We start from the raw sequence: 14,429 nt of genomic DNA on the forward strand, positions 1-14,429 counted from the left end.
GCGACTTAATAGCACTCCAACTTCATAAAAAGTACGTCGCAGTTTATGTCTAGATTGCGAAAGTAGTAATAAAAAAGATGAGGTAAATTAAATAAACCTCATCTTTTTTATCGCCTTGTTCAAGTATGCAATTTTTTAATTCGGCTTATCGTGAAGCTTTAAACTTCTGCCTTAAGATTATCCAACTATATGCGTACCTGATTTTCCTTCTATCGCCTCTTTAGCTTTATCAAGAGAACAGATAACTGCTCTTCCACCTGATTCAGCAAAATTAATTGCAGCTTCCATTTTAGGTCCCATACTACCTGCAGAGAATTGCCCTTCTTCGACATATCCTTTCGCTTCAGACAAAGTAATTTCAGTTAGTGCTTTTTGATTTGGCTTACCATAGTTAACAAAAACATGCTCTACATCAGTTAAAATCATAAATACGTCTGCCTTAATTTCTTCAGCCAATTTGAAACCGCTTCGGTCTTTATCGATTACTGCGTCAATCCCTTTGAACGTACCATTTTTTTGTTTCACAACTGGCACGCCGCCACCGCCACTGGCAACTACAATTGATCCAGCATCCGTTAATTGACTGATTGCATTGGAGCCAAGAATGGTTTTAGGTTCAGGTGAAGGCACGACACGTCTATAACCTCTTCCAGCATCTTCTTTAACAACCCAACCTTTTTCTTCAGCCAGTCTATTGGCTTCTTCTTCACTATAGAATACACCAATTGGCTTGGAAGGATCTTGAAAATCAGGATCATCACTTGATACTTCTGTTTGCGTTAACGTAACAACAACTGGCGTTTCATTATTTATTTTAAGTAACTCATTTCTTAAGTTTTGCTCGAACATATATCCGATAAATCCTTGAGATTCTGCACTGCAAACTTCTAATGGCAATGCTGGAACAACATGCTTCGCTTCTTCATTTTGCCTTAAAATATTACCTACCTGTGGACCATTACCATGCGTAACAGCTACAGTGTGACCATTGTTAATGATACCTGCAATTACTTCAGCACTTTTTCGTACATTTTCATTTTGAATCTCAAATGTTGCCTCTTGATTAGGTTGCAGAATTGCATTCCCACCTAATGCTACAACTATTTTTTCACCCATTAATTTTCCTCCTTATTGCCAAAAGACCCAGCAAAATGCCAAATGTAGTATCTAGACCAGAACTGTGACCCATTGACAACAAATTAACTATCTTTTCTTGAATATCTTGTTCATTTCCATTTATCATCGATTGAATCAACTCAATAACTGGTGATCCAAACTGATTATTTAATGCGTATTTTAAATACTCAATACTTACATCTGTCGTTATCTTTTCATTTTCAATCAATCGCGAAAGAACATCCGGAAACAATGGTGTCCACGCTTGAGAAACAGCGTGAATTGCCATCAGACCAATAATATGGTCATCTCCTGCCGGTGTTCCGCCTTTTCCTCTTCCAAGAAAATGACGAAGTATGCTTTCAATTTCTGTTTCATCTGAAATATATAGGCTGTCCATCAGTTCATAATAAACATCATATTGATTTCCAGTCTTATCCTGATATGTTACATAATGCTCCATAAAATCATTGATATCGAGGTTTATTCCAGTTGGTTCATCATTTGCTGACATTGTAAGCAGGAAAGTTTCGAGGCTGTTCACTAATTTTTGCTCACTCCCAGGAGTCACATCCAGTTTGTTATCATAAGGTTCTCCTTCTAAAAGCACGATATCACAACTTTCACTAATTGCTAATATTCCCTTCGTATTATCCCAAACAACTGGATCATTCACATTGATTGCAGATAATAAATCACGAACGTCATCAATTGATAATAGTAACGAAAACGGAAGTCGTCCTCCTCGATTGCTGCCGATAAAAACAAGATTGTTTCCTATTTGCAAGTTAAACCCATTATTGAATTTACTATGAACATGACCTTTATTAAACTCCGAAAAAAGGAGAGGAATATTACAATTATATTCCTCTACCTTATACTGAGATTTTTCGCTCATTTAGATCAAGCCTAATTTAATTGCATATGCTTCAATTGCTTTTTCAAAACATTCTCTTGGTGCGCGAACAGTACCAGCACCAATTTGGCCAACTCCAGCTTTTTTGTGTGCGATACCAGTGTTAATAACAGGTTCAATACCAGTTTCAACGACTTTACGTGAATCGATTCCTAATGTTGTTCCTTTAAAATCCCATGTAGGAATTGCAAAGTTACCATTATGATCAATACAAATTTCAGCCATTTCATTACTTGTTTCTAATGCATCATTAAAGCCACCGGAGCCTACGAAACGAGTAACACCAGGAGCAGCAATCATTGCCATCGCTCCAACACCGAATACTTCTGTAATGGCACTATCACCAATGTCAGGGTTTGCATCCTCTTGTGAATATCCAGTGAAATATAATCCTTTAGGTGTGTTAACCGGTGCAGTGAACCATTCATCACCCATGCCGCTAATACGGATACCTATGTTTTCACCGTTACGGCAAATTGCTGTAACAACTGTGCCTTCTTCAATTGTTCTTGCCCCATCCATAACAGCCTTTGCAGAAGCCATCATAATATTTAGGAAAAATTGATCTGTATCAGCTAAAAATTGCACGACTTCTCGACGGTCTTGCTCATCCATATCTACTTGCATGATATATGGAGTAATCTCTTTTAAGAAAATAAGTGACGCTGCAATATTACGTTGGTGGAATTCGTCACCCATTGTAATTGCTTTAGCGATTAATACGTTCACATTAAGTCCATCCGGGGTTAATTTTACTGCTTTTGCGATTGTTGGCCCCAAGACATCTTTCATCCATTGCAGGCGAGTAACAACTTCATCTGAATACGCACCGAAACGCAATACCTTACCAATGCCTTCGTTCATTGTACAATATGCTTCATTGCCTTCCGAACGGTTTTCAACAACAAGTACAGGCATGTTTGCTGAAGTAATTCCACCCATCGGTCCTACTGCACGGACATGATGACAAGGCATAAATTCAACCTCACCGTTTGCAAGCATTTTTTCTGCTTCTTTTTCACCATCGGCCCAGCCTTCGAATAAAGCTGCGCCAATACACGAACCTTGCATCGGGCCGGTCATGTTTTCCCATTTAATAGGCGGACCAGCATGTAATAAAAGCTTCCGATCATTAAATTCCTTGATTTTTTCTTTTGCTGGTACAACATCAATTAAAAATGGGGATGATCCAGAAACTTTATCAATGACGGCTCTGTTTGCTTCATCAATTGAATTGTATTTCATCTTAATTTCCTCCTCGAATAAAATGAAAAATAATTATCATTTGTATTAATTATTTTAAAAGACTAAGGATTTTTCTCATTCTTGGATTTCCGCCTGCTATTGGTCTCCAATCATATTGCACAACCGGAACATTGTTAGAAACGATTGCATCTGTAAAGCTCTTCAAACCAACATTAATGATACTTGGGCGGTTATTAACCAGACTTGCTATGTTTTCAGAAATGGAAAGATCGTTGTTTGTTTTGTCTGCTTCTTTATGTTCTTTTGCTACATCATTAACTTCAAGTCCGATAATGTCTAATGCTGCGCGAACTGCTTCATCATTATTATCTTTCACAATAATTCCAGCTTCTTTAAGTCGTGAAATATGTCCTTGATAGTCTTGAGGGTCATTCTTTGTACCGCACACAGAAGCTACAATATAAAGCTCTCTGCCTTCAGATTTCGCATGTGCCATTCCATCTTTAATTGCAGGAAGCAGCGCACTTGCCATATCATCATGTGAACCGTACCCTAAAACGAAATCAAGCAGGATAACAGCAGTTTGTTCGTCTTTTGCAGCTTTCGCGATAAAATCAGCACGAGTTTCAGGGTCAATCATTGGGTGTGGCTTACCTTGTGTATAGTTATCATCACCAAGGTCAACAATCTCATGTCCGTCTTTACGGAATACATAACCTTCTTCGTTTGTAATTTCTGATCCAAGTCCTAATGCATCTGAAAGTAACACTGCTGCTTCTGATGCAAGCGTACCACCAGAGTATAGCCCTTTTATTGCATGTTGATTTTCTTTTAGCTCAGAACCTTCAATCTTATAATCACCAACATAGTTATCTTGACGGATTTCATCGCCATGTAATAAATCCACAGCAATATGAGCCGTTTCAGCTAAGGTATACGCATGATGTACGTTACCTTCATGTTGTGTTGGTTTTTCGCCTAGGAAAATAGCTACTACAGGCTTACTTACACTGTGCAGCAAATCAACAACTTTATCTCTAACCTCTTTTGCAGGCGGCTTGGAAATGATAGCAATCACGTCTGTTTGCGGGTGATTTTCCAGTGCTTTAATTCCATCCATCATCGTAGTTGCTCCGATTGGATCTTTCAGGTCACGTCCGCCAGTACCAATTGCATGGCTTACTCCCTCGCCAAGACGATCAATAATTGCAGAAACTTCCTGAATTCCTGTACCAGAAGCTCCAACGATTCCGATTTGGCCTTGATTTACTTTATTAGCAAATGCCATAGGAACACCATCTAAAATTCCTGTACCACAATCCGGTCCCATAAATAGCAGACCTTTTTCATTCGCTTTTTGTTTCAATCTTGCTTCATCTTCCATTGGAACGTTATCACTGAACATGAATACATGCAGATCATTGTCTAAAGCTTTTTCCCCTTCTTCAGCAGCATATTCACCTGGCACAGAGATAAGCGCAACGTTTGCTTTTGGCAATGTTTCTAAAGCCTTATTCCAAGTACGGACAGTTTGGAATGACTCTGCCCCCGCGCTAATAGATTGGTCTTTCAAATATTGTTCCGTTCTGTCATTTACTTCTTTTACTTTATCGTCGCTTTCTGTATCAACCACGATCGCCATGTCACTTGATTCTGCTTCTTCCAGTTCATCTGTGTAAAGACCTGCATCCTTGAAAAGATCTTTGTTTGAAGGTGTAGCCATCATTACCTGGACTTTATTAACACCTTCAATTGTTAACAATTCGTTTGTCAACAACATTAAGTTGATTGAATCTTGATACGAATTTTTATTAATAATTGTATATAACATATCCTCACCTCAATATAGTTTTTGTTTTCACCTATAAATTAACCTGAATGCACAGTACACATTCAAACTAACAAAAGCATTGAAAACTTAGCTTGTCGCCATGCCATGATATAGATAAGCCTTCGTTGCATTTATGCAGTAAGAAAGGATTTAAACCTTCTTACCTGCTAAAAAGTAAAAAGCTATTCTCTGCTAAATACTTCTTTGGCAGCACCTACCTTATCCCAATCTACTAGATTTTCAAACAGAATGGAGATTATTGTCCCCATTAATAGTCCGCTTGAAAGCAATGGCTGTAAATAATCAGGTAAACTTGCGAATGATTCACTTGGCAGAGCCATCAGTACTAATCCAATAAATGCCGGCATAGCTGCACGATATATATTCGTGTTGTTAAATGATACTTGACTCAACCAATCCCATGCTGAACCAAACAACGCCACATAAGATACAAACAGAACCGCACAACCAATACTTAATGGAAGCAACGTGAAGAAGTATCCAACTTGAGGAATCAGTCCCATTATAAAGAACATAACTGAACCAAATATAAAAGGCATCCGATCAAAAATTCTGGTTTGTTGAATAAACCCAATGGATGATACAAATGGTGAATAAGGCACTAATCCTAGTAACCCTGATACTATTGTCATAACACCTGTGATACTGAAAGAATTACGGTAATCTTTACTCGTTGAAGGGCTTTCTGTATAAATGATATCTGTACCTTTAATTGAGCCATATTGCTTCGATAAGTTAAGAATCCCCGTTACAACTACCGTTACAATTATTCCAAGGTTCCAATCCGGAGAACCTGTCGGGAACCAGAATATTTCCAATGATGATGGAACACCACCGCCACCCAACTGACTTTCAGAATCGAACAGCAAGGTAAATAGCGGCCATCCAACAATAATACCGATTAACATGGAATATTGAGCAATTTTCTTTTTCGCTTTAACAGTTAAGAACAGTACTAGTGCTGCAATTCCAATCGATAAAATACTTGGCCCAATCTTTATGGCAATGTCACCAGCTTGGCCGCCAAATGGAATTCCAACCATTCCTTTAAAGAATTTAATACATAAGGAAACGCCGAACAAGAGCATGAATACTCCCATTACGCTCGGTTTAAACAGTTTCTCTAAATAGTACCCAAAACCAGTAACACCAACGAGAATGATTAGTATTCCTGAAATAATAACACCTACCGCAATGCTTCCGCCTACTACCGAGATCGGAATTCCTTGTGCGGCTGACACGGATGACAGGGAAATAATTACACCCCACCATAGCCCTGAAGGACCATCCATGATTGGTCTTCTATGTCCGATAATTACTTGCAGTAAACAAGCAACTCCACCTAATATGAAGGAGAATTGCATTGTGCTTACAATTTGAGCTTGACTCAAATCAAAAGCAGCTCCAATAGTAATCGGAACGACAACGGTGTTAACGAAAATATACATTAACCATTGAAGTCCGCCGAGCCAATTCTCCATACTTCTTAATTCATTTTTCATCGTATCACTTCATCTTTCTAGTAAAATGTGTAGTAAGTATTTAATTAGTATTTGGTATCATACAAAAAAAATACAGACAGTATTGTTAACGAATAAAGCTGTCTTCCGTCGAGGATTTCCATCTCCCAGGTACCATTATTGCAAGCAGCCAGGGACTATTATTTTTTGATGCTATTATCCCTCCCCAAAGAGATGTTAAACAAAACAATAACTCTCAATACGCAGAATAAGTATTTGAATATCTTAATTCACAATCTCTAGTTTATAGGATAAAACAGCCTAAGTCATTATCCAAAGTAACTAAATAGCATGTTGTTTTTTGTCTATTTTGGCACATAAGCTAAAAATCACATCTATAGATTAATTTAAGGTTTTAATGCGACTCTTTTCGGAAAGGGTTGTTGATATGAAGAGATTGAATTTAGTCGTTGTTAAAAACGGTGAAAAGAGACATTACGAAGGGTTGCAGATGACCCCGGATATCCTAAGGAATACTTTTAGGAACGCAATATGGAATACGTATGGAACCAATCAACCTGACATGGCCCCTCTCGACAACGTACTTCAGAAATTTTACAATCCAAACGCTTCTCTATAATTGTCTAACCATGTTAAAATAGACGAGTGTATCTTGAAATGGGGGAAATGAAAATTGGGTAAACGAATATTACTTTTTATAATTACAAACATCCTGGTTTTAACGACAATTGTAATCGCTTGGTCACTAATTACAACTTATACAGGGATCAGCGGTTCTTTTGAAAATAGCAGTGGTTATTTGGGAATTGATTATACATCACTAATGGTATTCAGCTTGCTGGTAGGTTTCATAGGATCGTTCTTCTCACTGGCTATATCACGCTGGATTGCCAAGAAAATGATGAAAGTTAAAGTCCTTAATCCAGATGATCAATTATCAGCAGCTGAACGCGCTGTGGTTGAAAAGGTTCATCGACTTTCTCGCGCAGCTGGATTAGTCCATATGCCTGAGGTTGGAATCTACCAATCTGGCGAAGTAAACGCATTTGCAACTGGTCCTACCAAGAAACGGTCGCTTGTTGCTGTTTCAGCTGGTCTATTGAACAACTTGGACGATAAAGCGGTTGAAGGTGTCATTGCCCATGAGGTAGCCCACGTGTCTAACGGCGACATGGTAACCATGACATTATTACAGGGAATCGTTAACACGTTTGTCGTCTTTTTCTCAAGGATTGCAGCAATTATCGCATCACGATTTGTGCGTGAAGAAATGCAATTTGTCGTCCGTTTCGCGGCGATTATTATTTTCCAAATCCTATTCTCGATTCTTGGAAGTATTGTCGTCAGTGCCTACTCACGTCACCGGGAATATCATGCCGACCGTGGAGGCGCAGATTTAGCTGGCCGCGACAAAATGGCCCATGCGCTGCGTTCATTGAAAAATAACGTAGGCCGAGCTAGTGTTAAAGATCGCACCGACGATTCAGCCGTACAGACAATGAAAATAAATGGTAAAAGCGGTCTAATCGCACTCTTTTCATCCCACCCTGATATTGATGAGAGAATTAAACGATTGGAACAGCGCTAATTTAACTGGTAATCAATAAAATCGCATATGAATTAAGGGTACAAATCCACGTGGATTTGTACCCTTTTTTGTTGGCATATCTAAACTCGGTTGCGATGCGGATCCTCATTCCGCTAAATGCAGGAAAAACTGCTCCAACAGGCATGAAGCGGATCCTCGTTCCGCTAATGGTACTAAATTAACCTAAAATGAGGGTTAAAAGGACAAATAGCGGAATGAGGATCCTAAGCTAAGCCCAAAACGAGAAATTTCAAGCGAATAACGGAACGAGGATCCGCTTCATAGTTATATTATCATAATATACTTAGCAATATATGAATAGCCTAGTAAATCTTGGGAAAGGTAAAAAAAACAAGGAGGTAAAATACGATGAAAAAATTTTTGCTTTACATTGGGGTTATTTCAATTATCGGCTTCGTGTTAGTCGGGTTTAATAACGCGGAACAGCAATCTGATATGCGCGGGATGCATGAGCCTAGCAATAAGGAAGATATTTTAAGAGGGACCAACGAAGTGATTACCACGACAAAAGAATTAAAAAAGATAACAGCGTCAGAGGAAGAGAACACCAGTGAAATTAACAAACTCGGGGAAGAAATTGAAAATAGATGGGACCGGATTGAAAAGAAAGTCGAAAAAGAGTACCCGGAAGATTATACAAATATCGAGAAAAGTCTCTATCCGTTAATTGCAATGGCTAAAAAAGAAACATCCAACAAAAAACAGCTTCAAGACTTATCCAACCAAACACTAGAAAAGCTAACAAACTTTAAACACAAGATTGAATAGGGACAAGAGGGACGGGTTTTTCGTCCCGCCCTTACCGGGACAGTAAACCCGTCCCCTCTGTCCCATTATTTTGCTAACTCGTACTCATGAACCCATACTTTCATTTTAGGTTCCCATTTCATACCGGGGTGTATGGATAAGATGGCGTTCTTATATCCCTCTGCATCTTGATAGCCTTCCTGTACTGCATGTTCATCTGTTATTTCCCCAAGTTTTTGTTCATAGACATTCCGGACGATAAACGCTTGACCTTTAAGCGTCATGACCTCACCAACGTCTGCATAACGTCCGTTTCGTCGTGTTGCAGTTTTTTTACCATCGATTACTTTATCTATATCTGCTTCAATTGTTACCAATTTGTCAATGGTACATGTTTTTGTGGGTAAAGTATTATTTTGTTCTGTCATTAAGTAGCCTCTCCTTTCATTAAGGATAAACGTAAAGAGATTACAAGGCTAATAATAATTCCAGATGCAAAGGGATCACTCGCCCACCGCCCGACTGGGACAAGGTTCCTGACCCCTATGTCCCAATATTGCTTATTTTCCATTGTCCGTCTTGTTTGGTGAAGACGAATTCCATATCAAATATTCCGTGTAATTCGCTTTTGTGTGTTTGCACCAGTTTATATGTGGTTTCGTTCACATTTTTAATTGTATAGGGATTATCTTTGTTAAACATTGGATAGAGGTCTCTTGGAATCAAATATAGACTGCCATCCCCTTCTTTAACAAAGCCACTCCATATTGTTTGTGCCATATCTTTTGTCATAAAATCCGTGAACTGATTATAAAGCTGCTCTTTCGTTTTTATCGTTTTAAATTTGTATCCAACATACTCTTCATTAAATTTGTCATAATTCACATCAGACTTTATTCTTTCAAACATATTATTATAGTTATCTAGATTCTTTAAAAAGGCTTTCTCTTTATCGGATTCGGATTCAGTATCATTTTGATTTTTATTTTCAGAGGTGTTGTTTTTCATTGTTTCGTTTGCATTATCACCGGAGCTGCCACTATTCACACCTAAAAGCACAGTAGACTTAACCTGCTCAGACGCACTCAATGACTGTTGATGATCTTCTGGTGATTTTCCTATGCCGCTGCTGTTTTCTTCTGCTGTACCACAACCTGAGATCAGTAACGTAAATGCTGCACTGATCATTAAAATGTGTTTCACAATAACACCCTCTCCATTAAGTTCTTTCTATATAGACGAAATAGCATATGCAAATGTTTCATTTATATTACAAAATCCTCATCCTTTGTAATATTATTTCCACATCTCCTCTAAAATAAAACTTTTATGAAGAGGAAATCAGGTTTAAATTACCAGCCGGTAAGATTCACTCTCCATATAATCGAAACTTAGGCGAAAAAAGCGGCATCGCAAAAAGAAAATAAATATTTTCTGGATAGGAGTACACTTTTCTCCTGCCAGAAACGATAATAGTAGTGAAAGATGTATTCGCTGAATAAACTTGCGAGGCTTGAATACCGGCACTAAAAGCATTTACTGAAATTGACAGGTTACGACTCTTATTTTATAATGAAGTGTTATTTTTGAAAAAATTCGGAGTGATTAAATGCATAACAATGAACCCTACTTTATAACGGAATCGAAACAAATGTGTGAGGAAAGAGGGATGGATCCAGATGTGATGTCCCGCCCAAAAGTATTTTTATCCGAAAATGAACTAGCAGAAAAAAGAAAATCCTACAGCGAAATTCTGTCTGTTGTAAGTTTCTTTTCAAATAAGCTATTAAATTCATTAGAGGGTACTCCAATATTGGTCGTCATTTCAGATGCAAATGGCTACCTCCTGGATATAGATGGCGATGAATCAATAAAGGCTACCACTGAACAGTTTGGAATTATATTAGGCAGCCAATTCACGCTTCAAGACACTGGAACAAATGTTGTAAGTCTAACATTACAGCAAAAACATCCAATAAGTTTAATAGGGGAAAACCATTACCACAAGTTCCTCCAAAATATAGCATGCTATGGCGACACTTTTGAATATACAGATGAAAAAAATTTACTTGGCAGTGTATCAATCATGATGCCGATTCAATTTCAGAATCCGCTCTTTTTGACGATGCTGTCACAAGCAGTAGATTCTATTGAAAGAGAACTCCTGCTAAGGAAGCAAAATAAAAAACTTAATATCATGAATCAAATCATGTTAAGCAGAACAAGCAATGGTATTGTCATAACAGATGAAAAAGGGATGACAACTGAGTTTAATGATTTTGCCCAAAAAATCTCAAATAATAGTAAACATTCCGTAATAGGAAAAAACATCTGTGATTCGCAACTGACGGGTGATTATTTTAAACAGGTACTCGAACAGGAGAAAATCTTTAAAAATGAAGTCATACAATTTACAAATCAGCAAGATGAGCGCATTGTGTGTTTATTCGACGCACAACCAATCTATGAAGAAGAGAAAATGGTTGGTGCATTTGGTCAGTTCAGAGATATATCTGTACGGTATTCTTTGCAGGAAAAATATAATTACTTAGCCTACCATGACGATTTAACAAATCTGTCAAACAGACGATATATTAAAAAAGAAGTAGAAACGCTAATAGATAGTATTAAGTCCGGGCATGAAAGAAACCTGGCTATATTATTTTTGGATCTTGACCGATTCAAAATAATTAATGATAACTTCGGCCATTCAAATGGAGACATACTACTGACGGAAGTAAGCAAGAGGCTGTCCATGTGTCTTGGGGAAAACGACGTGCTCGCCAGAATGGGTGGCGACGAATTTATTTTCCTGCTTAAGGACTATGATGATTTCAGTTATGTCACTAAAAAGGCTGAGGAGGTATTATCCCAGTTCAATTCCCCTTTTCAAGTTGCAACAAACGAACTACATACAACTGCCAGCATTGGCATTGCAACTTATCCTGATTATCCGATCACACCTGAGCAGCTTATGATATATGCAGATAATGCAATGTATCAAGCAAAGTCACAAGGTAAAAATCGTTATGCGGTTTATACCTCTGAATTATTAGTGAACACCGTTGAGGAGTTACAACTTGAAGCTGATTTGCGAAAAGCGCTGGACCATAATGAATTTGTATTACATTATCAACCTCAAATTGATAACAAAACCGGAAAAATAGTCGGTTTGGAAGCGTTAATTCGCTGGCAGCACCCTAAGCATGGTTTACTTTATCCAGGCAGGTTTATAAAGTTAGCAGAAGATAGCGGTCTAATTACACAAATTGGCGAATGGGTAATAAGTGAAGCATGCACCCAAAACAAAAAATGGCAGGAAGATGGCTGGGAGCCAATAAAAATTGCTGTCAATCTATCTACACAGCAATTTTTGACTCAGGATCTTGTTAAGTTTATGGAAAGTGTTCTGAGGCGAGCAGAACTGGATCCAAAATATTTAGTCGTGGAAATAACTGAGTATATGGCAATGGAATATGATTACTCGCTAAAAGTATTGCAACAGCTAAAAGCTCTTGGTATTTGTATTAGTATTGATGATTTTGGTACTGGCTACAGCTCTCTGAAATACCTTAAGGACTTCCCAATCGATTATATAAAAATCGATAAATCATTTGTCGGAGAGATGGAAGATAATAATGATGCTGTCATTGTAAAAGCAATTATTGCATTAGCGCACAATCTTAGTATGAAGGTAATTGCAGAAGGGGTTGAAACAAAAGCACAGCTTGACTTCCTGCAAACATACGATTGCGATAAAACACAGGGGTATTTCTTCAGCAAGCCAATTCCAGCTGAAAAACTCGAACAAAATTACCTGCAGTTGCAAAGAGAAATTAAGTCAAAAAATGAGAGGATAACAGATATATGAATACATCTGCATCAGTATTAGCTGCAAATTTTAAAAGGTGGGGAGTTGATCATTTATTCGGTATCCCGGGTAAAGCTATCTCCCCAATTATATTTGAGTTAAGGAAATATGATATAGAGTTTGTACTGAGTAAGCATGAGTCTGGCGGTGGGTTTGCAGCAGCTGGCTACTCGATAATGAACCAGAAGATTGGGGTCGCCCTTGGAACTTCTGGTCCTGGAGGTACTAATCTGCTGACAGCAGCTGGACAAGCAAAAGCGACACATACGCCTTTGCTGCTTATTACAGGTCATCCATCCATGAAAGATACCGGTAAAGCTATGGGACAGGATTCAAGCATATTCGGAACAGATCTACATGATATGTATAAATCCGTAACTAAATTCAGTGCCAGGGTGGAAAGAGGAGATATGCTGCAGTCCTATCTCCAGCATGCTTTGGAAAAAGCCGTGTCAGGTATCAAAGGACCTGTCCATCTATCAATTCCGTTTGATATTCTAATAGAAGAAATAGAACCGTTTGAACTTAGTTTACCAAGCCCAAGCGAAATGATTTCTCCTGCTATTGACGGTGTTGTTGAAAAATTGGATGCAGCACAACGTCCGCTTTTATTTTTAGGAAAAGGCGTCCATTCAAGCAGAGCATATGAAGAAGTTCAGATGCTTGCTGAACATTGGAAAATACCTGTTATCACAACACCTGGCGGCAAGGGAGCATTTATCTCCAATCACAAACTTTCACTGGGAGCATTCGGATTGGGGGGCACAGAGGAAGCGACCGACTATGTTAATCAGGGTGTAGACCTATTAATCGTAATCGGATCCAAACTCAGTGATATGTCCATACCTGGTCTATCAAAGGAAATGTATCCAGAACATCTTATTCATTTTGATTATGACCCAACGTTTATTGGAAAATCTATCAATGTACCGACTACTCCAGTTCTTGGGGATATCCGCTCGAATTTAACCGTTATGTTAAGAGATATACCTAAACAAGACAGTTCTGAGTTTTTAACTCCTATAAAGACGGAGAAAATGGAAAATAACCATCCAAATGAACGAATGTCAGCAGTCACAGCATTAAAAGCCATGAGAAACGCTCTGCCTGATGATACGATAGTCTTTGGAGATGATGGCAGCCACTCGTTCTACGGAATACAGAATTTTAACATTTATAAACCCGGAACGTTTTTTTTTGATGACATTTTCGGCGCTATGGGAAATGGAATTGGCTATTCAATTGGGGCAAAACTAGCTGCTCCTGACAAAACGATTGTTTGTTTAGTTGGCGACGGCTGTATGTTTATGCATGGTACAGAAATATCTACAGCATATAATTATGATTCACCGGTACTTTTCATCGTTTTAAATAATGGCAGATTAGATATGGTGGAAAAAGGTATGAAAAAAATGACCGGTTCATCCACTGGAGGCGTTTATGAAACACCTTTAGATGCAGCGTTATTTGCTCAATCAATGGGATTACAAGCGTATACCTGCCAGAATTCCTTTGATTTAACAGACCAAATCAAGCAAGCACTACATACTACAAAAGAAACCAAAAAACCGGTTGTCGTGGAAGTTTTAGTCGATCAGAATGAAACACCGCCAACCATGGGGAGGCAATAA

At 38.3% G+C, this 14,429-nt stretch carries 11 protein-coding genes; 4 read left to right on the forward strand and 7 right to left on the reverse strand.

Annotated elements, in window-relative coordinates:
* Positions 1-177: 177 nt before the first annotated feature.
* From arcC to ACTWQM_RS02260, 5 genes are all read right to left on the reverse strand, one after another.
* A complete protein-coding gene (gene arcC, locus ACTWQM_RS02240; protein WP_443256535.1) occupies positions 178-1,116 on the reverse strand; it encodes a carbamate kinase in 939 nt (312 codons plus the stop codon).
* Positions 1,109-2,014 (reverse strand): DUF2877 domain-containing protein, encoded by a 906-nt coding sequence (locus tag ACTWQM_RS02245; protein WP_443256536.1) that lies wholly within the window; start codon positions 2,012-2,014, stop codon positions 1,109-1,111. Before ACTWQM_RS02245 ends, arcC begins: the two co-directional genes overlap by 8 nt.
* A complete protein-coding gene (locus ACTWQM_RS02250; protein WP_443256537.1) occupies positions 2,015-3,277 on the reverse strand; it encodes a DUF1116 domain-containing protein in 1,263 nt (420 codons plus the stop codon).
* A 49-nt stretch (positions 3,278-3,326) separates the two neighbouring features.
* The gene (gene fdrA, locus ACTWQM_RS02255) at positions 3,327-5,069 is read right to left on the reverse strand and encodes an acyl-CoA synthetase FdrA (protein WP_443256538.1); all 1,743 of its coding nucleotides are present in this window, start codon (positions 5,067-5,069) and stop codon (positions 3,327-3,329) included.
* A gap of 182 nt (positions 5,070-5,251) precedes the next feature.
* On the reverse strand, positions 5,252-6,592 hold the full coding sequence (locus tag ACTWQM_RS02260; RefSeq protein WP_443256539.1) for a uracil/xanthine transporter: 1,341 nt from the start codon (positions 6,590-6,592) through the stop codon (positions 5,252-5,254).
* Positions 6,593-7,244: 652 nt separating this feature from the next.
* On the opposite strand from ACTWQM_RS02260, the gene htpX reads away from it, so the two are divergent.
* Together htpX and ACTWQM_RS02270 are read left to right on the forward strand one after the other, a co-directional pair.
* Entirely contained in the window at positions 7,245-8,159 is a 915-nt protein-coding gene (gene htpX, locus ACTWQM_RS02265; RefSeq protein ID WP_443256540.1) for a protease HtpX, read from the forward strand.
* Between the two features lie 369 nt (positions 8,160-8,528).
* Positions 8,529-8,948 carry a hypothetical protein gene (locus tag ACTWQM_RS02270; protein ID WP_443256541.1) on the forward strand — a complete coding sequence of 140 codons (420 nt, stop codon included), beginning with the start codon at positions 8,529-8,531 and terminating at the stop codon, positions 8,946-8,948.
* A 65-nt stretch (positions 8,949-9,013) separates the two neighbouring features.
* On the opposite strand, the gene ACTWQM_RS02275 is transcribed toward ACTWQM_RS02270, so the two are convergent.
* Both ACTWQM_RS02275 and ACTWQM_RS02280 read right to left on the reverse strand, forming a co-directional pair.
* A complete protein-coding gene (locus ACTWQM_RS02275) occupies positions 9,014-9,355 on the reverse strand; it encodes an ASCH domain-containing protein (protein WP_443256542.1) in 342 nt (113 codons plus the stop codon).
* 115 nt (positions 9,356-9,470) lie between these two features.
* Complete coding sequence (locus ACTWQM_RS02280; protein WP_443256543.1) at positions 9,471-10,130, reverse strand: hypothetical protein; 660 nt, start codon at positions 10,128-10,130, stop codon at positions 9,471-9,473.
* Positions 10,131-10,536: 406 nt separating this feature from the next.
* Here ACTWQM_RS02280 and ACTWQM_RS02285 point away from each other — a divergent pair, with 406 nt between their 5' ends.
* Together ACTWQM_RS02285 and ACTWQM_RS02290 are read left to right on the forward strand one after the other, a co-directional pair.
* Positions 10,537-12,798 carry an EAL domain-containing protein gene (locus ACTWQM_RS02285; protein WP_443256544.1) on the forward strand — a complete coding sequence of 754 codons (2,262 nt, stop codon included), beginning with the start codon at positions 10,537-10,539 and terminating at the stop codon, positions 12,796-12,798.
* On the forward strand, positions 12,795-14,429 hold the full coding sequence (locus ACTWQM_RS02290; protein WP_443256545.1) for a thiamine pyrophosphate-binding protein: 1,635 nt from the start codon (positions 12,795-12,797) through the stop codon (positions 14,427-14,429). Before ACTWQM_RS02285 ends, ACTWQM_RS02290 begins: the two co-directional genes overlap by 4 nt.

This window comes from Virgibacillus sp. L01 (assembly GCF_052246775.1).
Classification (GTDB): Bacteria; Bacillota; Bacilli; order Bacillales; family Amphibacillaceae; genus Lentibacillus.

Excerpts from the sequence above, each read along its gene's own strand:
- ACTWQM_RS02270 (WP_443256541.1), top strand. The coding sequence starts at position 8,529 with ATGAAAAAATTTTTGCTTTACATTGGGGTTATTTCAATTATCGGCTTC.
- ACTWQM_RS02245 (WP_443256536.1), bottom strand. The coding sequence starts at position 2,014 with ATGAGCGAAAAATCTCAGTATAAGGTAGAGGAATATAATTGTAATATT.
- arcC (WP_443256535.1), bottom strand. The coding sequence starts at position 1,116 with ATGGGTGAAAAAATAGTTGTAGCATTAGGTGGGAATGCAATTCTGCAA.
- ACTWQM_RS02250 (WP_443256537.1), bottom strand. The coding sequence starts at position 3,277 with ATGAAATACAATTCAATTGATGAAGCAAACAGAGCCGTCATTGATAAA.
- fdrA (WP_443256538.1), bottom strand. The coding sequence starts at position 5,069 with ATGTTATATACAATTATTAATAAAAATTCGTATCAAGATTCAATCAAC.
- ACTWQM_RS02290 (WP_443256545.1), top strand. The coding sequence starts at position 12,795 with ATGAATACATCTGCATCAGTATTAGCTGCAAATTTTAAAAGGTGGGGA.
- ACTWQM_RS02260 (WP_443256539.1), bottom strand. The coding sequence starts at position 6,592 with ATGAAAAATGAATTAAGAAGTATGGAGAATTGGCTCGGCGGACTTCAA.
- ACTWQM_RS02285 (WP_443256544.1), top strand. The coding sequence starts at position 10,537 with ATGCATAACAATGAACCCTACTTTATAACGGAATCGAAACAAATGTGT.
- ACTWQM_RS02275 (WP_443256542.1), bottom strand. The coding sequence starts at position 9,355 with ATGACAGAACAAAATAATACTTTACCCACAAAAACATGTACCATTGAC.